General features: G+C 72.0%; 21 protein-coding genes and 1 pseudogene. 8 read left to right on the forward strand and 14 right to left on the reverse strand.

All coding sequences use genetic code 11. The annotated features are described in order from the left end of the window. Positions 1–123 precede the first annotated feature (123 nt). Complete coding sequence (locus AB0O07_RS24240; RefSeq protein WP_365636612.1) at positions 124–2,112, reverse strand: serine/threonine-protein kinase; 1,989 nt, start codon at positions 2,110–2,112, stop codon at positions 124–126. 380 nt (positions 2,113–2,492) lie between these two features. Continuing rightward, positions 2,493–4,214 (reverse strand): glycerol-3-phosphate dehydrogenase/oxidase, encoded by a 1,722-nt coding sequence (locus AB0O07_RS24245; protein ID WP_365636614.1) that lies wholly within the window; start codon positions 4,212–4,214, stop codon positions 2,493–2,495. Positions 4,215–4,563: 349 nt separating this feature from the next. Between AB0O07_RS24245 and AB0O07_RS24250 the strand changes: the two genes are divergently transcribed. Both AB0O07_RS24250 and AB0O07_RS24255 read left to right on the forward strand, forming a co-directional pair. After that, complete coding sequence (locus tag AB0O07_RS24250) at positions 4,564–5,796, forward strand: nucleotide sugar dehydrogenase (RefSeq protein WP_365636617.1); 1,233 nt, start codon at positions 4,564–4,566, stop codon at positions 5,794–5,796. A 115-nt stretch (positions 5,797–5,911) separates the two neighbouring features. Beyond that, positions 5,912–6,400: a hypothetical protein gene (locus AB0O07_RS24255; protein WP_365636619.1), complete on the forward strand. Its 489-nt coding sequence runs from the start codon at positions 5,912–5,914 to the stop codon at positions 6,398–6,400. Between the two features lie 100 nt (positions 6,401–6,500). On the opposite strand, the gene AB0O07_RS24260 is transcribed toward AB0O07_RS24255, so the two are convergent. The 4 genes from AB0O07_RS24260 to AB0O07_RS24275 all read right to left on the reverse strand — a co-directional run bounded on the left by AB0O07_RS24260 (position 6,501) and on the right by AB0O07_RS24275 (position 11,013). After that, the gene (locus AB0O07_RS24260) at positions 6,501–7,625 is read right to left on the reverse strand and encodes a GuaB3 family IMP dehydrogenase-related protein (RefSeq protein ID WP_365636621.1); all 1,125 of its coding nucleotides are present in this window, start codon (positions 7,623–7,625) and stop codon (positions 6,501–6,503) included. Between the two features lie 96 nt (positions 7,626–7,721). Continuing rightward, positions 7,722–9,224 (reverse strand): IMP dehydrogenase, encoded by a 1,503-nt coding sequence (guaB, locus tag AB0O07_RS24265; protein WP_365636624.1) that lies wholly within the window; start codon positions 9,222–9,224, stop codon positions 7,722–7,724. A gap of 200 nt (positions 9,225–9,424) precedes the next feature. Beyond that, positions 9,425–10,000, reverse strand: a complete 576-nt coding sequence (locus AB0O07_RS24270) for a sigma-70 family RNA polymerase sigma factor (protein WP_365636626.1) — start codon at positions 9,998–10,000, stop codon at positions 9,425–9,427. A 401-nt stretch (positions 10,001–10,401) separates the two neighbouring features. Next, positions 10,402–11,013 carry a response regulator transcription factor gene (locus AB0O07_RS24275; RefSeq protein WP_003948568.1) on the reverse strand — a complete coding sequence of 204 codons (612 nt, stop codon included), beginning with the start codon at positions 11,011–11,013 and terminating at the stop codon, positions 10,402–10,404. Positions 11,014–11,449: 436 nt separating this feature from the next. On the opposite strand from AB0O07_RS24275, the pseudogene AB0O07_RS24280 reads away from it, so the two are divergent. The 3 genes and pseudogenes from AB0O07_RS24280 to AB0O07_RS24290 form a co-directional block, all read left to right on the forward strand. Further along, a pseudogene (locus AB0O07_RS24280) lies at positions 11,450–11,767 on the forward strand (WhiB family transcriptional regulator); the annotation flags it as partial. A gap of 247 nt (positions 11,768–12,014) precedes the next feature. Beyond that, the gene (locus AB0O07_RS24285; protein ID WP_365636629.1) at positions 12,015–12,701 is read left to right on the forward strand and encodes an MOSC domain-containing protein; all 687 of its coding nucleotides are present in this window, start codon (positions 12,015–12,017) and stop codon (positions 12,699–12,701) included. An 85-nt stretch (positions 12,702–12,786) separates the two neighbouring features. Continuing rightward, the gene (locus tag AB0O07_RS24290; protein WP_365636631.1) at positions 12,787–13,581 is read left to right on the forward strand and encodes an SDR family oxidoreductase; all 795 of its coding nucleotides are present in this window, start codon (positions 12,787–12,789) and stop codon (positions 13,579–13,581) included. 198 nt (positions 13,582–13,779) lie between these two features. Here AB0O07_RS24290 and groL read toward each other — a convergent pair whose 3' ends face one another. Both groL and groES read right to left on the reverse strand, forming a co-directional pair. Beyond that, on the reverse strand, positions 13,780–15,405 hold the full coding sequence (gene groL / locus AB0O07_RS24295) for a chaperonin GroEL (protein WP_365636634.1): 1,626 nt from the start codon (positions 15,403–15,405) through the stop codon (positions 13,780–13,782). 103 nt (positions 15,406–15,508) lie between these two features. Further along, entirely contained in the window at positions 15,509–15,817 is a 309-nt protein-coding gene (gene groES, locus AB0O07_RS24300) for a co-chaperone GroES (RefSeq protein ID WP_365636636.1), read from the reverse strand. Between the two features lie 270 nt (positions 15,818–16,087). Between groES and AB0O07_RS24305 the strand changes: the two genes are divergently transcribed. After that, a complete protein-coding gene (locus AB0O07_RS24305) occupies positions 16,088–16,363 on the forward strand; it encodes a hypothetical protein (protein WP_365636639.1) in 276 nt (91 codons plus the stop codon). Here AB0O07_RS24305 and AB0O07_RS24310 read toward each other — a convergent pair. Next, the gene (locus AB0O07_RS24310; RefSeq protein WP_365636641.1) at positions 16,354–17,379 is read right to left on the reverse strand and encodes a polysaccharide deacetylase family protein; all 1,026 of its coding nucleotides are present in this window, start codon (positions 17,377–17,379) and stop codon (positions 16,354–16,356) included. The genes AB0O07_RS24305 and AB0O07_RS24310 overlap by 10 nt on opposite strands. An 82-nt stretch (positions 17,380–17,461) precedes the next feature. On the opposite strand from AB0O07_RS24310, the gene AB0O07_RS24315 reads away from it, so the two are divergent. Continuing rightward, the gene (locus AB0O07_RS24315; RefSeq protein ID WP_365636825.1) at positions 17,462–18,799 is read left to right on the forward strand and encodes a class I SAM-dependent methyltransferase; all 1,338 of its coding nucleotides are present in this window, start codon (positions 17,462–17,464) and stop codon (positions 18,797–18,799) included. Here the strand turns inward: AB0O07_RS24315 and AB0O07_RS24320 are convergent. From AB0O07_RS24320 to AB0O07_RS24330, 3 genes are all read right to left on the reverse strand, one after another. Continuing rightward, positions 18,783–19,160: a hypothetical protein gene (locus AB0O07_RS24320; protein ID WP_365636643.1), complete on the reverse strand. Its 378-nt coding sequence runs from the start codon at positions 19,158–19,160 to the stop codon at positions 18,783–18,785. The genes AB0O07_RS24315 and AB0O07_RS24320 overlap by 17 nt on opposite strands. 85 nt (positions 19,161–19,245) lie before the next feature. Then, positions 19,246–19,902: a hypothetical protein gene (locus AB0O07_RS24325; protein WP_365636646.1), complete on the reverse strand. Its 657-nt coding sequence runs from the start codon at positions 19,900–19,902 to the stop codon at positions 19,246–19,248. Between the two features lie 10 nt (positions 19,903–19,912). Beyond that, positions 19,913–20,689, reverse strand: a complete 777-nt coding sequence (locus tag AB0O07_RS24330; RefSeq protein ID WP_365636648.1) for a hypothetical protein — start codon at positions 20,687–20,689, stop codon at positions 19,913–19,915. 346 nt (positions 20,690–21,035) lie between these two features. Here AB0O07_RS24330 and AB0O07_RS24335 point away from each other — a divergent pair, with 346 nt between their 5' ends. Beyond that, the gene (locus AB0O07_RS24335; RefSeq protein WP_365636650.1) at positions 21,036–21,575 is read left to right on the forward strand and encodes an NUDIX hydrolase; all 540 of its coding nucleotides are present in this window, start codon (positions 21,036–21,038) and stop codon (positions 21,573–21,575) included. 104 nt (positions 21,576–21,679) lie between these two features. On the opposite strand, the gene AB0O07_RS24340 is transcribed toward AB0O07_RS24335, so the two are convergent. Together AB0O07_RS24340 and AB0O07_RS24345 are read right to left on the reverse strand one after the other, a co-directional pair. Then, positions 21,680–22,933, reverse strand: coding sequence for a DUF6596 domain-containing protein (locus tag AB0O07_RS24340; protein ID WP_365636827.1), 1,254 nt, complete (start codon positions 22,931–22,933; stop codon positions 21,680–21,682). A gap of 309 nt (positions 22,934–23,242) precedes the next feature. Continuing rightward, complete coding sequence (locus AB0O07_RS24345) at positions 23,243–23,602, reverse strand: YciI family protein (RefSeq protein ID WP_365636652.1); 360 nt, start codon at positions 23,600–23,602, stop codon at positions 23,243–23,245. Between the last annotated feature and the right edge of the window lie 168 nt (positions 23,603–23,770).

Genomic DNA, 23,770 nt, shown 5'->3' on the forward strand with positions numbered 1-23,770 from the left:
TCACGATACGTGGCGGCGGGTGAACATGCCGCCGGGTCGAGGCAACCCGCTGCGGAACGTTCGCATCCGGTATTCCGCATCCTTCCCGTCCACGGCCGGAACTCACCCGTCCGTTCGGACCTCTCAGTCCTTGGGCGCGAACGTCGCGTGCGCGGTCTCCCGGAGGGTCTTGCACTCGGTGTCGTCCCACCGGTCGGCCGCACAGCTCACCATGATCGAGTAACCGTGGGTACTGTCGATCTTGAAGCCCCGGTTGAGCACCCGTATTCGCTGACCGCCCTGGTCACGCTCGAATTCCCAGTCGGCGGCGGTCGGATAGCCGTTGTACGAGACCGATGTGATGCCCAGCAGCTTGTAATTACCGCTACTGCCCGCAACGGTCGGCTCCGCCTTCCGCCAGGCCGCCGCCGCGTCGTCGGTGGGCCCGGAGGTGAAGTCGACCTGGACGCGCGGGAAGGCCCCGGAGGACCTGTTGTAGATGCCCCCGGAGTTCGCTCCGGCGACGTCGGTGCGTTTGAACCCCTCCGGCATCGCCATCGAGAACCGGAACCGGCCGTCGCTCACCGTGGTGTACCCGGCGGGAAGTCCGGCCTTGTCGCCGCTGTCGTCGCCACTCTTTCCCTTGCCCTTGTTCCCGCTCTTGTCGTCGTCGGAGCCGGAACCGTCCGCCGGGTCGGCGCTCTTGCCGGAGCGGTCCTCGCCGGAATCGTCACCGGAATCGCCGTCGGAGTCGTCGCCGGATTTCGCGCTGCCGGTGGCGACGGTGCCCTGGCCGTCCGCGTCCGCGCTCTTGCCGGCGTCCGGACCCCCGTCCGCGCCCGCGCTCTTGGCGACGGCCGGCGCGTCCTTGCCGCCGCTCGCGCCGGAGCCCGCGTTCTCGTCGCCGCCGGTGAGGGCGACGACCAGGATCGTGGTGAACAGGGCCACCACGGCGACGATCGCGATGATCACCAGCGTGCGCCGGGGCACCACATCGGTGAGCGAGGGGCGCGATCCGGCCGAACGGTACGTGACCGCCCCGGCCCCCGGACCCGGCGCGGCCGGGGCGGCGGATCCGGCGCCGACGGAGGCGGAGGCGGCGGCCACCGGCGCACCGCGCCCGGAACGCTGCGCTCCGCGCGCCCGGTCGCCGCCCGAATCCCCGGCGCCCCGGCCGGACTCCTCGGGCAGCACCACCATCGGGACGGCCCGGGTGGCGTCGAGCGGCGGCTCCGGCTCCGTCTCCGGCGCCTGGACGACATCCTCCAGCAGGGCCCGCGCGCCCGCGTCGTCGAGCCGCCGCTCGGGGTCCTTGGCGAGCAGCCCGTAGATGACCTCGCTGAGCGGGCCCGCGTTCTTCGGCGGGTCGAGCGGCTCGGTCATCACGGCGGTCAGAGTGGCGATCGCCGAGCCCTTGTCGTACGGAGGGCACCCCTCCACCGAGGCGTAGAGCAGTCCGCCGAGCGACCAGAGGTCGGCGGCGGGGCCCGGCTTGTGGCCCCGGGCGCGCTCCGGCGAGATGTACGAGGGGGCGCCGACCAGCATGCCGGTGGAGGTGACCGACGGGTCGCCCTCGACCTGGGCGATCCCGAAGTCGGTGAGGACGACCCGGCCGTCCTCGGCGATGAGCACATTGGACGGCTTCACATCGCGGTGCAGAATGCCCTCGCGGTGCGCCGAGCGCAGCACGTCGAGGATGGCGAGCCCGACCTCGGCGGCCCGTCTCGGCGTCAGCAGCCCGTCCTCGCGGATGGCTTCGGCGAGCGACTTGCCCTCGACCAGCTCCATGACGATCCAGGGCCGGTCGTCCTCGTCCACGACGTCGAAGACGGTGACCGCGCCGTTGTTACGGATCCGGGCGATCGCCTTGGCCTCGCGCAGGGTGCGGGTGATGAGCCGGCGCTTCTCGTCCTCGTCGATGCTGGAGGGGAAGCGGAGTTCCTTCACCGCGACGGTACGGCCCAAGGTCTCGTCCAGCGCCCGCCACACGGTGCCCATACCGCCGCGGCCGAGCACGCCTTCGAGCCGGTACCTGCCGGCGAGCAGGCGCCCCTCCGGGGCGTCCTCGACCTTCGTCCCCGCGTCCTTCCGAGGTTCCCGCACCGTGTCCCGCGACTGCTCCGACTCCGACATGCGTCCCCTCTGCGATCCCTGATCCTGGCCCGCGACTGCCCGCGCGGCGCGGTGCCGTAACACGCCCTGGCAGAGCCTTCATTGTCCCTCACTCCGGGACGGCCACTGCTCGCGGGTCCGGCGGACCCGCACGGCCCGGCCCGGCGGAGAAGCCCTACTGTGCCACTACCCCCGGCCCGTCCCCGCACCCCGCGGCCCGGGCACCCGTCCGAAAAAGGGAACGTATGCCCGCAACCGGTGAGCCCACTGTGACGTATGACATCGGAGGGGGGTGACGGGAGTATGCCCTACGCCCGCTCTCCCGCCGCCACCGAGCCCCGCTCCCGCGCTCCCCCGCGATCGGCGCGACACCCGCCACCGGCCGCTCAACTCCCGCCCCGTCACCCGGGCACGATGTCCGGCGCCCCCAGCCGTGCCGCGTCCGCCGTCTGGTCGTCCGGCTGCCGCTGCGACTCCCGCTCCGCCTCCACCCGCTTCTCGTAGTGCTCCACCTCCCGCTCCATCTGGTCCTTGTCCCACCCCAGCACCGGCGCCATCAGCTCCGCGCACTCCCGGGCGCTCCGCGTGCCCCGGTCGAAGGTCTCGATCGAGATCCGGGTGCGACGCGTCATCACATCGTCGAGATGGCGCGCCCCTTCGTGCGAGGCCGCGTACACCACCTCGGCCCGCAGATAGTCCTCGGCGCCGCCGAGCGGCCGGCCGAGCCCCGGCTCGGCGGCGATCAGCTCCAGGACCTCCTCCACCAGCGTCCCGTAGCGGTTCAGCAGATGCTCCACGCGGGCCACATGGATACCGGTCCGCGCGGCCATCCGGACCCGCGCGTTCCAGAGCGCCGGATACCCCTCGGCCCCCAGCAGCGGCACCTCCTCCGTGACGCACTCCGCGACCCGCTGGTCGAGGCCGTGCACCGCCTCGTCCACCGCGTCCTTGGCCATCACCCGGTACGTCGTGTACTTGCCGCCCGCGACGACGACCAGGCCCGGCACCGGGTGGGCGACCGTGTGCTCGCGCGACAGCTTGCTCGTCGCGTCGGACTCCCCGGCGAGCAGCGGGCGCAGCCCCGCGTACACCCCCTGGACGTCGTCCCGGGTCAGCGGAGTCCGCAGCACCGCGTTGACCCGTTCGAGGAGATAGTCGATATCGGCGCTGGAGGCCGCCGGGTGCGCCTTGTCGAGATCCCAGTCGGTGTCCGTGGTCCCCACGATCCAGTGCCGGCCCCAGGGGATCACGAAGAGCACGGACTTCTCGGTGCGCAGGATCAGCCCCGTGGACGAGTTGATCCGGTCCTTGGGGACGACGAGATGGATCCCCTTGGAGGCGCGGACATGGAACTGCCCGCGCTCGGCGATCAGCGCCTGGGTGTCGTCCGTCCACACCCCGGTCGCGTTGACGACCTGCTTGGCCCGGATCTCGTACTCCCCCGCCCCGCCGCGCCGGGCGCTCTCCATGTCCCGCACCCGGACCCCGACGACCCGCTCGCCCTCCCGCAGAAAGCCCACCACCCGCGCCCGGTTGGCGACCTGTGCGCCATAGGTGGCGGCGGTGCGCACCAGGGTCGCCACATACCGCGCGTCGTCCATCTGGGCGTCGTAGTACTGCAAGGCGCCGACCAGGGCGTCCTTCTTCAGACAGGGCGCCACCCGCAGGGCGTGCCGGCGGGAGAGGTGGCGGTGGACGGGGAGACCCCGGCCGTGCCCGGAGGAGACCGACATCGCGTCGTACAGCGCGACGCCCGAGCCCGCGTACAGCCGCTCCCAGCCCTTGTGCTGCAACGGGTAGAGGAACGGCACCGGTTTGACCAGGTGGGGCGCGAGCTTCTCCAGCAGCAGCCCGCGCTCCTTGAGGGCCTCGCGCACGAGGGTGAAGTCCAGCATCTCCAGATAGCGCAGGCCGCCGTGGATCAGCTTGCTCGATCTGCTCGACGTGCCGGAGGCCCAGTCGCGCTCCTCCACCAGACCGGTCGCCAGGCCCCGGGTCGCGGCGTCGAGCGCGGTCCCCGCGCCGACCACCCCCGCGCCCACGACCAGCACGTCCAGTTCACGCTCGGCCATCGTGGCGAGCGCCTGCGCACGCTCCGCCGGTCCCAGTGTCGCTGTCTTCACCGCACGCCTCCCGTCGTCCCCCACTGATCGGGCCCACGTCTCGATTCTGTCCGCACTCCCCGACTTCAGCCACCGGCTGTGGACAACCCCGCCCGCCCCGCGCCCGGCCCCCGCCCGGCCCTCCAACGCCCCTCGCCCGGCGCCCGTGTCACCCCCCGGAAACGCCACCACGACGCCCCGGCCGCACAATGCGACAGAACGGTCATATTTACGCCTAGTCTGACATTGCGCTCGCTCGTTCTGTCCACACGGCTTGCGCTCACAGCCCACTCCGGCTAGGGCCTGTCTGGGGTTGTGATCTGGCAGATCACGACCCCAGACAGGCCCTAAGGGAAGGACGGCCACCGCCATGCCCGCAGACCTCGCCGTCATCGGACTCGGTCATCTCGGACTGCCCCTCGCCCAGGCCGCCGTGACCGCCGGGATCCAGACCGTCGGCTACGACACCGACCCCCGCCCCGTCGCCGCGCTCGCCGCCGGCCACACCCCGGTCGAGGGGCCGCTCACCGCCTCCGACGTCCGCCGGATGCTCGCCCGCGGCTTCCGGCCCACCACCAGCCCGGCCGAGCTGGGCCGGGTCCGTACCGCCGTGCTCTGCGCGCCCACCCCCCTCCGCGCCGACCACACCCCCGACCTCACCGCGCTCGGCGAGGCGGCCCGCGCGCTCGCCGCCCGGCTCCGCCCGCACACCACCGTGCTCCTCGCCTCGCCCGCACCGCCCGGCACCACCGAAGGCCTCCTGCGCACCCTGCTGGAGGAGGGCTCCGGGCTCCGCGCGGGACGGGACTTCCACCTCGCGTACGCGCCCAGCCGGCTCGACCCCGGCAACCGCACCCACGGACCCGCCAACACCCCCCAGGTGATCGGCGGCCTCACCCCCGCCTGCACCGAGTCCGCCGCCGCGTTCCACGGCCGCCTCACCGACAAGGTCGTACGGGCCCGGGGCCCCCGCGAGGCGGAGATGGCGGGGCTCCTCGAAACCACCTTCCGGCATGTCAACATCGCCCTGGTCAACGAGATGGCCGTGCTCTGCCACGACCTCGGCGTGGACATCTGGGACGTCATCCGCTGCGCCGAGACCAAGCCCTTCGGCTTCCAGGCGTTCCGCCCCGGCCCCGGCGTCGGCGGCCACGGCGTACCGCTCGCCCCGGGCCACCCCCTCCGGCTGGCCGGGCTCGCCCAGGAGATCAACAACCGCATGCCGGAGTACGTCATCCAGCGCTGCACCACCCTCCTCAACGAGCACGGCAAGTCGGCGCGCGCCGCCAGGGTGCTGCTCCTGGGCGTCACCTACAAGCCCGACCTCGCCGACCAGGAGCGCTCACCGGCCACCGAGATCGCCCAGCGGCTGATGGACCTGGGCGCGGCGGTCAGCTACCACGACCCCTATGTCCCCGGCTGGCGGGTACGCGAGCGCCCCGTACCCCGCGCGGACTCCCTCTACGAGGCCGCCGCCAACGCCGATCTGACGGTGCTGCTCCAGCACCACCGCACGTACGACCTCCAGGGCCTCGCGGTCAAGGCGCAACTCCTGCTGGACACCCGGGGCGCGAGCCCGGCGGGCGCCGCGTACCGCCTCTGAGGCGCGAAGTATCGGGAGAAATATCGCGGGGACGGCTGCCGGAGCCGGCTGCTACTGTCCTGGGCTGTCGTGTGCAAGTCATGCATGCGCCATTTTTCCCAGGGGGGATATCACCATGAGCAACTCCGCACCGCCACCAGGCAACCCGTTCGCCCAGGGCGCGGTGCCGCCCGCGCCGTACGCCCCGCCGCCCGCGCCCGTACGGGACAACCTGGCGCTCGGCCTGCTGGCGGCCGTGGTCGCCGCGCTGGTCTCGGCCGGGATCTACGGCGCGATCGCCGGGGCCATCGAGCGCGAGGTGGGGTGGGCGGCCATCGGCGTCGGCTTCCTGATCGGCCTCGCCGCCGGCAAGGCGGGCGGACCCGGCCCCGTGCTGCCCGTGGTGAGCGCCGCGCTGGCGATCGGGGCGGTCTATCTCGGCCAGATCCTGGGCATCGCCATCCTCATCGGCAAGAGCATGAACCTCGCCGTGACGGACATCCTCGTCGACCACTTCGGGGAGCTGACCCGGGCCTGGAGCGAGGGCGCCGGCGCCATGACGCTGCTCTTCTTCGCGCTGGCCGTCTTCGCCGCGTTCTCGGGCGCCAAGAAGGCAGCGTCCTGAGAGGCACAGGAGAGACAGAGGTGGCCGCTTCCTCACCACGGAAGCGGCCACCTGTATGTCACTCGCTCTGCCGATCACGGCAGCACGCCAGGGCGAGCGTTCAGCGCCGGTGCTGCGAGTCCGCCACCGTCACCTCGACGCGCTGGAACTCCTTCAGCTCGCTGTAGCCCGTCGTCGCCATCGCCCGGCGCAGCGCGCCGAAGAAGTTCATCGACCCGTCCGGGATGTGCGAGGGGCCCGTCAGGACCTCCTCCGTCGTACCGACGATGCCCAGGTCCACCAGCTTGCCGCGCGGCACGTCCTCGTGAACGGCCTCCATGCCCCAGTGGCGCCCCTTGCCCGGCGCGTCCGTGGCACGGGCCAGCGGCGATCCGATCATCACGGAGTCCGCGCCGCAGGCGATCGCCTTGGGCAGGTCGCCGGACCAGCCGACGCCGCCGTCCGCGATGACATGGACATACCGGCCGCCGGACTCGTCCATGTAGTCGCGCCGCGCAGCCGCCACATCCGCGACGGCCGTGGCCATCGGAACCTGGATGCCCAGCACGTTACGGGTGGTGTGCGCGGCGCCGCCGCCGAAGCCGACCAGGACACCCGCGGCGCCGGTCCGCATCAGATGCAGGGCCGCGGTGTACGTGGCGCAGCCGCCGACGATCACCGGGACGTCCAGCTCGTAGATGAACTGCTTCAGGTTCAGCGGCTCGGCGGCGCCCGAGACATGCTCGGCGGAGACCGTCGTCCCCCGGATGACGAAGATGTCGACCCCGGCGTCCACGACGGCCTTGGAGAACTGCGCGGTGCGCTGCGGCGAGAGCGCGGCGGCCGTGACGACCCCCGAGTCCCGCACCTCCTTGATACGCCGCCCGATCAGCTCCTCCTTGATCGGCTCGGCGTAGATCTCCTGGAGCCTGCGGTTCGCGGTCGCCCCGTCCAGCCCGGCGATCTCGTCGAGCAGCGGCTCCGGGTCCTCGTACCGGGTCCACAGACCCTCCAGGTTGAGCACCCCCAGACCGCCCATCTCGCCGATGCGGATGGCGGTGCGCGGCGAGACCACGGAGTCCATCGGCGCGGCCAGGAACGGCAGCTCGAACCGGTAGGCGTCGATCTGCCAGGCGATCGAGACCTCCTTCGGGTCCCGGGTGCGCCGGCTGGGGACGACGGCGATGTCGTCGAAGGCGTACGCCCTGCGGCCGCGCTTGCCGCGCCCGATCTCGATCTCAGTCACGATGTGTGGCCTTTCCCTCTACGTCTGCCGTCCCAGTATCCCCGCGCTCACTCCTCAAGGAGGACCTGGGTGAAGTCGACCACGTGGACGGAATCGTCAGCGCCCGGTGTAGTTGGGCGCCTCGACCGTCATCTGGATGTCGTGGGGGTGGCTCTCCTTGAGCCCCGCCGAGGTGATGCGGACGAAGCGGCCCTTGCGTTCCATCTCGTCGATGGAGGCCGCGCCCACGTACCCCATCGTCTGGCGCAGCCCGCCGACGAGCTGGTGGAGTACGGCGGCGAGCGGGCCCCGGTAGGGGACCTGGCCCTCGATGCCCTCGGGGACGAGCTTGTCGTCGGAGGCGACCTCGGCCTGGAAGTAGCGGTCCTTGGAGTAGGAGCGGCCCTGGCCGCGCGACTGCATCGCGCCGAGGGAGCCCATGCCGCGGTACGACTTGAACTGCTTGCCGTTGATGAACTGGAGCTCGCCCGGCGACTCCTCGCACCCGGCGAGCAGGCTGCCCAGCATCACCGTGCTGGCCCCGGCGGCGAGCGCCTTGCCGATGTCGCCGGAGTACTGGAGGCCGCCGTCGCCGATGACCGGGATACCGGCGGCGTGGCACGCCACCGCGGCCTCGTAGATCGCCGTGACCTGCGGGACGCCGATCCCGGCGACGACCCGGGTGGTGCAGATGGAGCCCGGCCCGACGCCGACCTTGACGCCGTCGACGCCCGCGTCGATCAGCGCCTGGGCGCCGTCCCTGGTGGCGATGTTGCCGCCGATGATGTCGACCGGGACGCTCGACTTGATCTTGGACATCCAGCTCAGCGCGTTGCTGTTGTGGCCGTGCGAGGTGTCCACGACGAGGAAGTCGACGCCCGCGGCGGCGAGCGCCTGGGCGCGCTCCAGCGCCTCGGGGCTGGCGCCGACGGCCGCGCCGACGAGCAGCCGGCCCTCGGCGTCCTTCGCCGCGTTGGGGTACTTCTCCGCCTTGACGAAGTCCTTGACGGTGATCAGGCCCTTGAGGATGCCCGCGTCGTCGACGAGCGGCAGCTTCTCGATCTTGTGGCGGCGCAGGAGCTGCATCGCGTCCACACCGGAGATGCCGACCTTGCCGGTGACCAGCGGCATCGGGGTCATGACCTCGCGCACCTGACGGGTACGGTCACCCTCGAAGGCCATGTCACGGTTGGTGACGATGCCGAGCAGCTTGCCCGCCTGGTCGGTGACCGGGACCCCGCTGATCCGGAACTTGGCGCAGAGCTGATCCGCCTCGGCGAGCGTCGCGTCCGGGTGGACCGTGATCGGGTCGGTCACCATGCCGGACTCGGAGCGCTTCACCAGGTCGACCTGGTTGGCCTGGTCGGCGATGGAGAGGTTGCGGTGCAGGACGCCGACGCCGCCCTGGCGGGCCATGGCGATCGCCATCCGGGACTCGGTGACCTTGTCCATCGCGGCGGAGAGCAGCGGGATGTTCACCTTGACGTTCCGCGAGACCAGAGACGCGGTGTCCACCTCGTTGGGCAGCACTTCCGAGGCGCCGGGCAGCAGCAGCACGTCGTCGTATGTCAGCCCGAGCGTCGCGAATTTCCCGGGCACTCCGTCGACGTTTGCAGTCATGACACCTTCCCCAAATGGCCTTGATCGGTGCGGATGTCCATGCTAACGGCCTCTGCGGGCCTCTCATTCCACGCCGGAGATCACCGATCGGGCTTTGTACGTTCGTACGGCGAACCACCCCGCCCCCGGCACGGTCACCCTCCGTGACCCCTCCGTGAGCCCTCCGGCGACCGCGCCCCGCAACCGCCGCCGCCCTCCTCCTACTGCTCGGCGAGCGCCCGCAGCCTGCTCAGGGCGCGGTGCTGGGCGACCCGTACCGCCCCCGGGGACATCCCCAGGAGCTGCCCGGTCTCCTCCGCGGTGAGCCCGACCGCGACCCTCAGCACCAGCAGCTCCCGCTGGTTCTCGGGCAGGTTGGCCAGGAGTTTCTTCGCCCACTCGGCATCGCTGCTGAGCAGTGCGCGCTCCTCGGGGCCGAGCGAGTCGTCGGGCCGCTCGGGCATCTCGTCGGAGGGGACGGCGGTGGATCCGGGGTGGCGCATCGCGGCCCGCTGGAGGTCGGCGACCTTGTGCCCGGCGATGGCGAAGACGAACGCCTCGAAGGGGCGTCCGGTGTCGCGGTAGCGCGGCAGCGCCATGAGGACGGCGACGCAGACCTCCTGCGCGAGGTCCTCCACGAAGTGGCGAGCGTCACCCGGCAGCCGGTTCAGCCGCGTACGGCAGTAGCGCAGCGCGAGCGGGTGGACGCGGGCGAGCAGATCGTGGGTTGCCCGTTCGTCCCCGTCGACGGCGCGGTGAACGAGCGCACCGATCACCGTGGGCTCGTCTTCGCGCATCGGTCCATGGTGCCTTGGCGCCTGATGCTCGGTGGCACCGCGTCCGTAGTTGTGCACTGAAGCGTTATGAGCGGGTGCGGCAGAACTCATTCCCTGCGCTCTCCCCTCGCGCTCGTCCGACTCGTCCCCGTGGAGGTCCACATCTCAAGGATGCGGCATAGCGCGGGAAACGGGTGTGTACGGGCGTACGTTTGCCTCACCAGGCGCCCGGAAAGCGCCGCTCGCGACGCCGAAAACGCCCCCTCTCCGGCGGGGAATTTCCCTGCGGAACGCCCCGGAACCACCCCGGGAACCCGCCCGGGGGACCGCTGGGCCGCCCGCCGCCGTGCGTCGTCGGCGGGCGGAGCACCGGGGCCGGCCGCGCGGGCGGGGCGCGGCGCGGCGAAGGGGGTCGCCGCAGGTCAGCGGACCAGACCCCAGCGGAAGCCGAGCGCCACCGCATGCGCGCGGTCCGAGGCGCCGAGCTTCTTGAAGAGGCGCCGGGCGTGCGTCTTGACCGTGTCCTCCGAGAGGAACAGCTCTCGGCCGATCTCCGCGTTGGAGCGGCCGTGGCTCATGCCTTCGAGCACCTGGATCTCCCGCGCGGTGAGCGTGGGCGCCGCGCCCATCTCGGCGGAGCGGAGCCGGCGCGGGGCGAGCCGCCAGGTCGGGTCGGCGAGCGCCTGGGTCACCGTCGCGCGCAACTCGGCGCGCGAGGCGTCCTTGTGCAGATAGCCGCGGGCCCCGGCGGCGACCGCGAGCGCGACGCCGTCCAGATCCTCCGCGACCGTGAGCATGATGATGCGGGCCCCGGGGTCGGCCGAGAGCAGCCGGCGGACGGTCTCCACACCGCCGAGCCCGGGCATCCGTACGTCCATCAGAATGAGATCCGACCGATCGGCGCCCCAGCGGCGGAGGACTTCCTCGCCGTTGGCCGCGGTCGTCACGCGCTCGACGCCGGGCACGGTCGCGACCGCGCGGCGGAGCGCCTCTCGGGCAAGCGGGGAGTCGTCGCAGACGAGGACGGATGTCATGACCGTCCTCCGCAGCTAGTGCGCGTCACCTTGAGCCTCCAGGCTGGTACATGTCGTCACCTGTGCGATTGACGCTCTCGGACATGTGCCCGATCGCTCATTCTCTCAACCGCCTCGCACCTTCAACGACGGTCACTCGAAAGAGTTACGGGTCCACGAGCCCGGTTCGGCACTCCCCGTAAGGGGGCGCACACGGAGCAGAGCGGGAGCGCGTCCATGCGCTACCCGATCGGAGTCATGCCCCATTTAGCGGCTTTTCTTCACTTTTGGTGGTGTCTGTAGCTAGATTCGCAATGAGTCATATTTACATCTACTTACATAGTAGATGTACCGTCGGGAGCACCGGAGCGGGTACGCGCTGGGCTCGCACCCGGCGCACGCCCGGCGTCCAAGCGGCCCGGATCCGCCTCAGCACGGTTTCAAGGGGACATGAGCAATGGCAGATTTCTCCCGCCTTCCCGGACCGAACGCAGATCTGTGGGACTGGCAGCTCCTCGCGGCCTGCCGCGGGGTGGACAGTTCGCTCTTCTTCCACCCGGAGGGGGAAAGAGGCGCGGCACGGAGCGCGCGCGAGAACTCGGCGAAAGAGGTGTGCATGCGGTGCCCGGTCCGCGCGGAGTGCGCGGCACACGCGCTGGCGGTGAGGGAGCCGTACGGCGTGTGGGGCGGACTGACCGAGGACGAGCGCGAGGAGCTGATGGGACGGGCGCGCACCCGGCTGATCACCACGCATTCCGCGGCCCACTCCGGCGGCCACTCCACCAGCGGTCATTCCGCCGGTCATTCCGGCGGCCATTCCACCGGTCATTCCGCCGGCCACTCGGTGGCGCCCTCGTCCGCGGTACGGCACCACGACGACTGATCCGGCACCGCGTCCACTGTGGAAAGAAACGTTTCTGCAACTCCCCTGCGGGCGGCACTGTCCCGCGAGCGTTCCCCGCGGGATCCCCTCCGGGAAATCACCACGACGTCCGCACCGGGCCCGATTAGCGTAGGCGGGTATGAAGCTTCTGACCGTGAATGTGGGACAGCCGAAGGCCGTGGAGTACACCGACGCGCCCGGTGGCGCCACGGGGATCGACAAGCGCCCCGCCGAGGGCCCCGTCCAGGTGGCCGATCCGGGGCCCAAGGGGGTGGGGGCGAGCGGGCTGCTGGGCGACTCGGTCTGCGATCTGCGTCATCACGGCGGCACCGACCAGGCCGTCTACGCCTTCGCGCGCGAGGATCTCGACTTCTGGGAGCGCGAGCTGGGGCGCCCCCTCGCGAACGGGGCCTTCGGCGAGAATCTGACCACCCAGGGCCTCGACATCACCGGCGCGCGGATCGGCGAGCGCTGGCGGATCGGCTCCGAGGTGGTGCTGGAGACGACGAGCGGACGGATCCCGTGCCGTACGTTCCAGGCGTGGCTGGGCGAGACCGGCTGGGTCCGGCGGTTCACCCGCGCGGCGGTGACCGGCGCGTATCTGCGGGTCATCACTCCGGGGGAGATTCGGGCGGGCGATCCGATCGAGGTGGTCCACCGCCCCGACCACGACGTGACGGTGAGCCTCGCGTTCCGCGCCTCCACGACGGAGCGGGAGCTGCTGCCGAGGGTGCTGGCGGCCGGAGAGGCGCTGCACGGCGAGGAGTTGCGGACCGCGCGGGAGTACGTGGCGAAGCACGGGACGTCCGGGAAGTCCGGGGAGTAGCCCGGGGAGCGGCGGGCGGCGGCGGGAAGCGCCGGGAAGGGGGACGGCTCCGGGGGCTTCCCGGCGCAGGCATTACCGTGCGCGTATGACGACTGCTCTGATTACCGGCGCGACCGCGGGCATCGGCGCCGCCTTCGCACGGCGGCTGGCGGCGGACGGGCACAACCTCGTGCTCGTGGCCCGCGACACCGAGCGCCTGCGGGACGAGGCCACCGAACTCCACGATCTGCACGGCATCGAGGCCGAGGTGCTCACCGCCGACCTGTCGGCCGACAGCGGGATCGAGGCGGTGGAGAAGCGGCTCTCGGACCGTAAGCACTCGGTGGACCTGCTGGTCAACAACGCGGGCTTCGGCAGCAAGGGCCGGTTCCTCGATGTGTCGATGGCCGACGAGCTGATGATGCTGAAGGTGCACTGCGAGGCGGTGCTGCGGCTGACGTCGGCCGGGGTGAGCGGGATGAAGGCGCGCGGGCGGGGCGGTGTCGTCAATGTGGCGTCGGCCGCCGCGTTCGTCCCGCGCGGGACGTACGGCGCGTCGAAGGCGTGGGTCGTGCAGTTCACCGAGGGGGCGGCGCGGGATCTGGCGGGGTCGGGGGTACGGCTGATGGCGCTCTGCCCCGGTTTCGTACGGACCGAGTTCCACGACCGGGCCGGTCTGGACACCGGGAACATCCCGGCGTGGATGTGGCTGGACGCGGACAAGCTGGTGACGGCCGCGCTGGCGGACCTGGCGCGCGGGAAGACCGTGTCCGTACCGGATCCGCGGTACAAGGCGCTGATGGGGGCGGCGAAGCTGACGCCGCGTTCGGTGCTCGGCGGGGTCACGTCGAAGATGGGCCACAAGTTCGGCCCGCAGCACCAGGGCCGGGGCGGCTCCTGACGGCGGACGGCGCCCGGCCGGGACCGCGCGACCGCACCGTACGTACGGACATGCCGGAGGCCCGGCGCCCCCGTGGGGACACCGGGCCTCGGCGTCGTGCGTACCTCCGTACGTACGGACCTCCCTGCGGATGTCCGTGCGCCGGGGGTGACATCCGTACGTACGGGGACGGCCCCGCACCCGGCATGTCCCGTGGCGTCAGTGGCTGTGGCCGTGACCGCCGTGGGCCGCCTCGGGCTCCTCCTCGGCCGGCTTCTCGACGACCAGGGTCTCGGTCGTGAGGAGCAGCGCGGCGATGGAAGCGGCGTTCTCCAGGGCGGAGCGCGTCACCTTGACCGGGTCGATGACGCCGGCCTTCACCAGGTCGACGTACTCGCCGGTGGCGGCGTTGAAGCCGTTGCCCTTGTCCAGGTCCGCCACCTTCGAGGTGATGACGTACCCCTCCAGGCCGGCGTTCTCGGCGATCCAGCGCAGCGGCTCGACCACGGCGCGGCGGACGACCGCGACACCGGTGGCCTCGTCGCCGTCCTTGCCGAGGTTGCCCTCCAGCACCTTGGCGGCGTGCACCAGGGCGGAGCCACCACCGGAGACGATGCCCTCCTCGACCGCGGCGCGGGTCGCGGAGATGGCGTCCTCCAGACGGTGCTTCTTCTCCTTGAGCTCCACCTCGGTGGCGGCACCGACGCGGATCACGCAGACGCCGCCGGCCAGCTTCGCGAGGCGCTCCTGGAGCTTCTCGCGGTCCCAGTCGGAGTCCGTGGTCTCGATCTCGGCCTTGATCTGGTTGACGCGGCCGGTGATCTCGTCGGCGGCACCGGAGCCGTCGACGATGGTCGTGTCGTCCTTGGTGACGGTGACGCGGCGGGCGGTGCCCAGCACGTCCAGACCGGCCTGGTCGAGCTTGAGGCCGACCTCCTCGGCGATGACGGTCGCACCGGTGAGGGTGGCGATGTCGCCGAGCATGGCCTTGCGGCGGTCACCGAAGCCGGGCGCCTTGACGGCGACCGCGTTGAACGTGCCGCGGATCTTGTTCACCACGAGGGTGGAGAGCGCCTCGCCCTCGACATCCTCGGCGATGATCAGCAGCGGCTTGGAGCCACCGCCCTGGATGACCTTCTCCAGAAGCGGGAGCAGGTCCTGGATGGAGGCGATCTTGCCCTGGTGGATCAGGATGTACGGGTCGTCGAGGACGGCCTCCATACGCTCCTGGTCGGTCACCATGTACGGGGACAGGTAGCCCTTGTCGAAGGCCATGCCCTCGGTGAAGTCCAGTTCGAGCCCGAAGGTGTTGGACTCCTCGACGGTGATGACACCGTCCTTGCCGACCTTGTCCATCGCCTCGGCGATGAGCTCGCCGACCTGCTCGTCCTGGGCGGAGAGCGCGGCGACGGCGGCGATGTCGGACTTGTCGTCGATCGGACGGGCGGTGGCGAGCAGCTCGTCGGAGACGGCCTTGACCGCGGCGTCGATGCCCTTCTTCAGGGCGGCCGGGGAGGCACCGGCGGCGACGTTGCGCAGGCCCTCGCGGACCAGCGCCTGGGCCAGCACGGTGGCGGTGGTGGTGCCGTCACCCGCGATGTCGTTGGTCTTGGTCGCCACCTCCTTGACGAGCTGGGCGCCCAGGTTCTCGTACGGGTCGTCCAGCTCGACCTCGCGGGCGATGGTGACACCGTCGTTGGTGATGGTGGGGGCGCCGAACTTCTTGTCGATGACGACGTTGCGGCCCTTGGGGCCGATCGTCACCTTCACCGTGTCGGCAAGCTTGTTGACGCCGCGCTCAAGGGCGCGACGGGCGTCCTCGTCGAACTTCAGGATCTTCGCCATGGGAGCTTCTCTGTCCTCTCACATGAGTCGCGCCCCTGTCCGCCCGGCGTTCGCGGGGAGGGCCAGGGGCGCGGCTCACAAACAAAAGTAAATCTTGGGTGAGTTACTTCTCGATGACCGCGAGCACGTCGCGGGACGAGAGGACGAGGTACTCCTCGCCGTTGTACTTCACCTCGGTGCCGCCGTACTTGCTGTACAGAACGACATCGCCGACGGAGACGTCGAGCGGAAGCCGCTCGCCGTTCTCGAAGCGGCCCGGGCCCACGGCCAGGATGACGCCCTCCTGGGGCTTCTCCTTGGCGGTGTCCGGGATAACCAGGCCAGAGGCCGTGGTCTGCTCGGCGTCGAGCGGCTGGACCACGATGCGGTCCTCAAGCGGCTTGATGGCAACCTTGGTGCTGGCGGTCGTCACGATCCGACCTCCCCCTTCGGAGATCTCACGGGGTTAACTGTCTGAGGGTGGCGCCCTTGGGACCCGTCGTCGCGGGTGCCGGATCCGTCAGTCGCGCTTGGCACTCTCCAGTGGGGAGTGCCAGAGACGACACTATGACCGCGATTAGCACTCGGTCAAGCGGAGTGCCAATACGGATGGGCGCGGCGCGTCTCTCCGACAGGGAAACGGGAGGGACGAGGGGTTCGTTCCGCTGTCGTCCCACACCTGTGTACGTACGGGAGTTCGAGCATGGGTACGGGCGTGCTCCGGGTGTACGCGGTGGACGACGGCGACCGCGCGGGAGACCGGGGCCGGGGCGGGCGCCGGGGCCACGGGGGCAGCCGGTTCCGCCGGGGCCACGGGGGCAGCGGGGACGGCGGGCAGGTGCGCCGCCTTGCGGCCGAGGCGTTCGATGGGGTCGAGCGGGTCGGCCGACGGCGCGCAGCCGGCGGTCAGGAGCGCACCGGCCGCCACCACTCCGGCCAGGGCGGACCCCAGCGGCCGGTGCGCGGGGGTCATACGTAGTCCTCCAGCTTGGCCACGGCGTACCCCTTGTCCGTGATCACCTTCATCACCTGCCGGATCATGTCGGGCATGGTGCCCTTCCAGTCGTCCCGGCCCCGGAAGTGCGTCAGCACGATGTCCCCGGGGTGCAGGTCCCGGTCCCACTCGCGCCACTCCATGTGGTCGGGGTACGCCTCGGCCGTCCACAGCGGCGCGGCGCGCACCCCGCAGCTCTTGGCGGCGCGCAGCGTGTCGTGGTTGTAGTTGCCGTAGGGCGGCCGGAAGAGGGTGGGCCGCTTCCCGTACCGCTTCTCCAGCTTGTCCTGCTGGTCGCAGATCTCGGTGCGCTGCTCCTCGTAGGAGAGTCCCGGCAGGTAGGGGTGGTTGAGGGTGTGGTTCTGGATGGTCACCCCCCGGTCCTGCATCTCCTTGAAGTAGCCGTAGTTGTCGTTGATGACGTAGTCGCTGAGGAAGGCCGTGTACGGGATCTTCAGCTCGGTCATCATCCGCAGCAGGTCGGGGTCCTTCTCGGAGCCGTCGTCCATCGTCAGGAAGACGACGCGGTCCTTGACGGGGACGGTGGTGAAGACGGGCGGCAGGTTCTCGCCCTCCTCCTCGTCCGTGATCTCGAAGCCCTTGCGGTTGGTGATCTCCGGCTTGACGGCGGGGGGCGGGGGCGCGGGGAGGGGGGTGCTCGCGAGCCCCCACTTCTTCGCCGCGACGGCGCGCGCGGCCTGCGAGCGGCGCGTCTGCTCGGCGTACGAGAGGGTGCCAGCGCCGCCCTCCTCGCGGGCGCCGGGTGCGCCGGGGGCCGCCGACCGGCCGTGCGCGCCGTTGCCCGCGCCTTCGCCGGAGCTTCCCCCGGAGCCTTCACCGGAGCCGCACGCCGAGCCGGCCGCGGCGACGAGCAGCGCCGTCAGGAAGACGGCGCACTGCCGGGTGCGCCGGGGCGTGCGGTGGGGAGTGCGGCGGGTGCGGGGCGCCGCCACGGGCGCTCCCTCTGCTGCCTTTTGTTCCTTTTTTCCTACTAGCTGCATGGTGCCGCATCCTGTCAGCGGGCGCCGTCCCCGCCCGGCCGACACCGCCGCCCGGCGCGTACGGTCCCTCTCCTGGCCCACAATGGGCCAGGTGACCGCCCGCACCCCCGCTTCCCCCTCCTCCCCCGCCTCCTCGTCGCTGGCGCCCCTGCTCTCCCCCGAGGGCCAGGCGCTCCTCGCCGAGCTGCGCCACCACGACCCGGCCGGCGAACTGGCCCTCGCGACCCGGCTGCGCCGTGACCATCCGGCCGAGCTGGTCTCGGCGGCGCTCGCACAGGCGCGGCTGCGCCAGCGGGCGGTGGCGAAGTTCGGCGCGGCGGACGCGTACCGCATGTACTTCACGCCGAACGGCGTCGAGCAGGCCACGCGCCGTTCGGTCGCCGCCTACCGGGCAGCGCGGCTCCGGACCCTCGTACCCCCGACCGGCGACGACGGGGGCGCGCCCCGGGTCACGGACCTGTGCTGCGGCATCGGCGGTGACGCGATCGAGCTGGCGCGGGCGGGCTTCGCCGTCACCGCCGTCGATCTCGACCCGCCGACCTGCGAGATGGCCCGGACGAACCTGGCCACCCTGGCCCCCGACGCCCCGCCCGCGAAGGTCACCCGGGCGGACGTCCGCACGTACGACCTCACCGACGCCGGGACGCTCTTCATCGACCCGGCGCGGCGCGGCGGCCGGGGCCGGATCTTCGACCCCGAGGCCTACTCGCCCCCGCTCTCCTGGGCGGTGGAGGCGGTACGCGGCGCCGGCGCGGGCGCGATCAAGATCGCCCCGGGCATCCCGCACGAGCTGATCCCCGAGGGGTTCGAGGCCGAATGGATCTCGGACGGCGGCGACGTCAAGGAGGCGGTCCTCTGGCACCTCCCCCGCACCACCCCCACCACCCCGGACACCCGCCGCGCCACCCCGGACACCGCCCCCACCACCCCGGACACCCGCCGCGCCACCCTCCTCGCCCCCGGCAGACCCCCCGTCACCCTCATGGGCCGCGGCCTTCCCGACCCCCCGGTCCGCCCGGTGGGCCGCTTCCTGTACGAACCGGACGGCGCCGTCATCCGGGCCCATCTGGTCGCGGAGGTCGCCGAGGAGATCGCGGGCGGCCTGATCGACGAGACGATCGCGTACATCACCACCGACGGCGCGCACCCCACCCCGTACGCCACCGCCTACGAGATCACCGACGAACTCCCCTTCAACCTCAAGAAGTTGAAGGCCCTGCTCCGCGACCGCGAGGTGGGCGTCCTGACGGTGAAGAAGCGCGGCTCGGCGGTGGAACCGGAGGAACTCCGCCGCCGCCTCAAACTCAAGGGCCCCAACACGGCCACCGTCTTCCTGACCCGCGCGGCAGGAGCCCCCACCATGCTCCTGGGCCACCCGACGCCGGTCCCCGGCGGTGAGGCGGTCAGCCGAGGTCGGTGAGTTCGTCGGCGTAGATCCGGGAGAGGGGCTGGGGGCCTACGTACTGCTGGCAGTTGCACTGGCGCAGTTCGTACTTGAGGGGCTTCTTGTTCTCGTCCAGTTCGGTCGGGATCTCCACGTCCTCATGGCACTTGCCCTGGCGGTCGTGCTTGGCGAGGTGGTGGGAGCAGCCGCAGACCGGCTCCGGGGGTTTCTGGGCCACCTCCAGGGCCTCCCGTTCGGCCTGGCGTTCGTGCTCGGCCAGTTGCAGGCGCTGCATCTTCCGTTCATGCCGGGTCCTGAGCGCGGTCCTTCCGGTGTCGGCCACCCAGCCGAAGCCGCCGACGATGAAGAAGACGAAAATCCACCAGAGCCAGTCCATCCGCCGCCCCCTCGCACCTGAATGGCGCATACGTTCTCTTCAGGATAAGACCGTCGCCGTACGAACCGCGTCGGCGATGCGCGCCTCAGCGGTGCGCGCCGCCGCGCGGGCGGGGCGGGAGCCGGGGGCGGAGGCGGACCGCCCAGTGGCGTTGGGTGAGCGCCTGGGCGATCCCCACGGCGCCCGTGAGCAGGATCGTCGCGCCCAGGCCGAGTTGGTACGCCGTTCCGCTCACCGCGGTCTCACGGGACGAGGCCTCGGCCAGTGCGACGCCGATCACCCCGGCCCCCGCCGGGGAGAGCACCACCGAGGGCAGCAGCCACAGCACCGACCTGCTGTGGGCCAGGGCGCGTTCGTCGGCCGCCGGCTCGTCGGTCAGCTCCGCCCACGCGGTGAGCCGCTGCCGGATGACGGCGCCCCGGTGGAGCCAGAAGCCGAACCCGACCGCCGCGGGTATCAGCAGGAGCGCGGCGAGGAAGAGGGCCACCGCTCCGCCCACGGGGTCGAAGCCCGTCTCGCCGAGGCTCTGGACCGCGAGCGCGACACACGCCCACCCGAGGGCGGCGGCCCCCGCCAGCAGCCAGAGCCCGAGCAGCCGCGCCACCCCGAGCCCGCGCCGGGTCAGCTCCGCCAGGGCCGTGGCCCGCTCCGCGAGCAGGGCCGCCTCGTCGGGCCAGGCCGGTTCGTCCTCGGGCGGCGGGGCGGGCGGCAAGGGCCGACGGGTGATCATTCCAGTGATCATTGGGGAGAGGTTAGCGTCCTTCCGGGGGCGCGTTCCGACCGGTCGGGGGCGGCAGCGGAGTCGGCGGGGCTGCCGGGGTGGCCGAGGCGGCCGGGGTGGCTGGGGCCGCCATAGTGGCTGGGGTGGCTGGGTCGGTCGGGGTGGGTGGGTCGGTCGGGGTGGCCGGGGTGGCCGGGGGCCGCAGTCTCAGCGCCCAGCGGTAGTGGGCCACCGCCCTCGTCACCCCGGCAAGACCCGCGATCCACAGGACCGTGCCCGCGACCATCGCGTACGCGACATCCGTGTACGTGTCCTCGCCGCGCACCGCCGTGGCCGGTACGACGAGCGCCACGCCCAGCCCCGCAGCGCCCGCCACGAACGACGTGAGCAGCCAGCTCAGGCTCCGCGCCGGCATCCGCAGCCCCGCGTCGGCCCCGGGGTCGCTGTCCAGCGCCGCCCACTCGGCCATCAGCGCGCGCACCCGGCGCGCCCTGCCGACCGACTCCGCGAGGAAGATCCCGGCCGTGAGGAGGGTGGCCAGGCCGATGCCCGCCAGGGGCAGGGACATCAGGGCCATCGCGTCATCGGTTCCGTCCACGAACGCCTTCAGCACCAGCGCGATCAGCGCCCAGCCGGCCTCCACCCCCAGCGTCAGCAGCCAGTACGCCGCCAGCGCCGCGGGACCCAGCACGCGCCCGCCGAGGTGGGCGAGGGCCAGGGCGCGATCCGCGAGCAGGGCAGCGCGGTCGGGCCAGGAGCGCAGATGCGCCGGGGGCGGAGGCGGGGGCAGCGGCGTGCGGCGTGACATGGGCATGAGAGTAGCCACCTCCTCCCGTCCCCTCTCTCCGCACCCTTCGTCACTTAACGTTGCCCCCTCATGTGCGCGCACCCGTACGGGAACTGACGATCGACCTCGCCGTGCGCCGGGACGGAGTGGGACGCAAACCCCGTGAACTGGTAGAAACGTTGACGTCATAGGGCCATGAATCGGGTGCCGCCGCCCCGTATCGACAAACACGCCGGGGCCGCCGCGGCCTCCTCGTCACACCGACCGAACCCCATCTGCCCGTCACCGTACGTGACCTCGCCCTCAGGGCGTCACAGCGGCCGTTCCGGTGGGTCCAGGGCTGAGAGCACAAGGAGTTGAGTTGACCGTGGCTGTCGAAGCGAGCGCCATCATCAAGGAGTTGAATCACTACCTGCTTGGCCACCCGGACGAGACGTCGGCGACCATGCCCCTGTTCGACGCGCTGCTCGACCACTCCCGCCAGGGCGTCTGTCTGCACCACGGGAGCTGCCCGGTGGTCCGCGCGGGCGCCATCCTCCTCGACGAGCGGGGGCGCGCGCTCGCCCTGCGGTACGGGGCGGCCTGGGGGTTCGCCGAGGGTGCGCCCGCCCCGTCGGACCAGTCGCTCAGCCGGACCGCTTCGCGGGTGCTCCAGGAGTTCGCCGGGGTGGCCGAGGTCTGGACGGCGCCCGGCGAGGAGGGCCCGATCCTGGTCGACACCTCGCCCGCGGCCCCGGAGGACGGCCGCCGCACCCGCTTCGGCTTCCGCTATCTCTTCCGGACCCACTCACGCGTCCTGGTCCCCGCGATGGCCGCGCTGGGGCGGGCCCGCTGGACCTCGCTGGACGAGATCGGGCCGCCCCGGCTCCGCCACCGGCTCCAGGACAGGATGGCCGTATCCCGGTAGCCGGCCGGTGGCGCCGACGGGCCACGGGCCGGGGTCTGGGTCGGGGCAGGGGCCGGGGTACGGGCCGGAGCCGGCCGGAGGTGCGGGGCCGCCGTGGAATCGTGTCAGCCGAGTTCCGCGGCGCGGCGGAGCAGCAGGGCGCGTTCGGCCTCGTTACGGGTGAGCCCGGCGGCCCGTTCGAACGCGGCGCGCGCCTCCGCCGTACGGCCGAGACGGGCCAGCAGGTCGCCCCGGACGCTGGGCAGCAGGTGGTACGCCTTGAGCGCGGGCGCGCCGGCGACGGCGTCCACCAGCGCGAGCCCCGCCTCGGGCCCCTCGGCCAGGGAGACCGCGACGGCCCGGTTGAGTTCGATCACCGGGGAGGGGGTGAGCGCGGCGAGCCGGCCGTACAGGGCTGCGATCGCGCTCCAGTCGGTCTCCTCGTACGTCGCCGCGCGGGCGTGGCACGCGGCGATGGCCGCCTGGAGCGCGTACGGCCCGGGCGCCCCGCCCGCGCGGGCGGTGAGGTCACCGGCGGTGGTGAGGGCGGCGAAACCGCGCCGCACGAGCGCCTGGCTCCAGCGGGCCCGGTTCTGGTCGGCGAGGAGCACGGGCGCGCCGTCGGGCCCGGTACGGGCGGGGGTACGGGACGCCTGGAGCTCCAGCAGCGCGGCGAGTCCGTGCGCCTCCGGCTCCTCCGGCATCAGCGCGGCGAGCACCCGGGCGAGCCGGAGCGCGTCCTCGCAGAGCGCGGGGCGGAGCAGGTCGTCGCCCTCGGTCGCGGCGTACCCCTCGTTGAAGATCAGGTAGATGACCTCCAGGACGGAGGAGAGCCGCGCGGCGCGCTCCGTACCGTACGGCACCTCGAAGGGCACCCCCGCCGCCGCGAGCCGGCGCTTGGCGCGCACGATGCGCTGGGCGACGGTGGCCTCGGGGGCGAGGAAGGCGCGGGCGATCTCGGGGGTGGTGAGCCCGCCGAGGAGGCGCAGGGTGAGGGCGATCCGGGCCTCGGTGGGGAGCACGGGGTGACAGGCGGTGAAGATGAGGCGGAGGAGGTCGTCGTCGATCTCCTCGCCGTCGGCGATCCCGGCCGGTCCGGCGGGCTCGCCGCCCGGCCCGGAGACCTCCGCCAGGGAGCGGCCGACCTCGGCGAGCTTACGGGCGTAGGTCTCCCTGCGGCGTACCAGGTCGATGGCGCGGTGCCGGGCGGTGGCCATGAGCCAGGCGCCCGGCCGCTCCGGGACGCCCGACTCGGGCCACCGCTCCAGCGCGGCGACGAGGGCGTCCTGCGTGATCTCCTCGGCGATGCCGATATCGCGCACGACGCGGGCCACCGCCGCGATGATCTTCGGGGACTCGATCCTGAAGACCGCCTCCACCGCCCGGTCGGCGCGGCCGGACGGTTCGGCGCGGCCGGACGGTTCGCTGTGGCCGGACGGTTCGCTGTGGCCGGACGGTTCGCCGTGGCCGGGCAGTTCGGCACCCTCGGACGGATCGGCGCCTTCGGGCGGGGCAGCGTGATCGGCCGGAGCAGCGCCCTCGGCCGGTTCGGCGCGGCCGGAGGTGCCGGGCCGGCCGGCGTCTCCGGCCGGATCGGCTCCGCCCCGTGGTCCGTGTGCCCTCACGGGCACCAATGACAGCACACGGACCGGCCGGCGGCGCGGCGGGCCGGGGACGTCGTCCCCGGACTACCCCTCCTGGATCTGCCGGACCTCGCAGGTGATGTCGAACTCGCCCTCGTGCACCTCCACGAAGCGCCGGGCCCACTCGACGGCCTCGGTCTTGTCCTTGGCCTGCAAGACCGCGTACCCGCCGATGACCTCCTTGGACTCGGTGAACGGGCCGTCGGTGACGGTGATCTTCCCGCTCTTGTCCTGCCGGACCCGCACTCCGTCGGAGGTGGGCGTGAGACCGGCGGTGTCGAGCATGACGCCGGCCTTGGTGATCTCCTCCAGCAGCGCCCCCATGCGCTGCTGGAGCTCGATGCTGGGGCCTGCCTCGGGGACGGTGGACTCGTCGATGCGGATCATGGAGAGAAAACGCGGCATGGTGACTCTGCTCCTTGGGTAGGGAACGGGTGTTTCCCGTCTCACACCCTTACGTCGAACGGGAGACACCGGAATCGACACACGCCGGAGAGGAATGTCAGAAACCGGTCGAGGACCGGGTCCGGGAGCACCTCTCTCACAGAGAGTGACGACCGGGGTTCGTCACCG

Source organism: Streptomyces sp. NPDC093085, assembly GCF_040683935.1.
Taxonomy (GTDB): domain Bacteria; phylum Actinomycetota; class Actinomycetes; order Streptomycetales; family Streptomycetaceae; genus Streptomyces.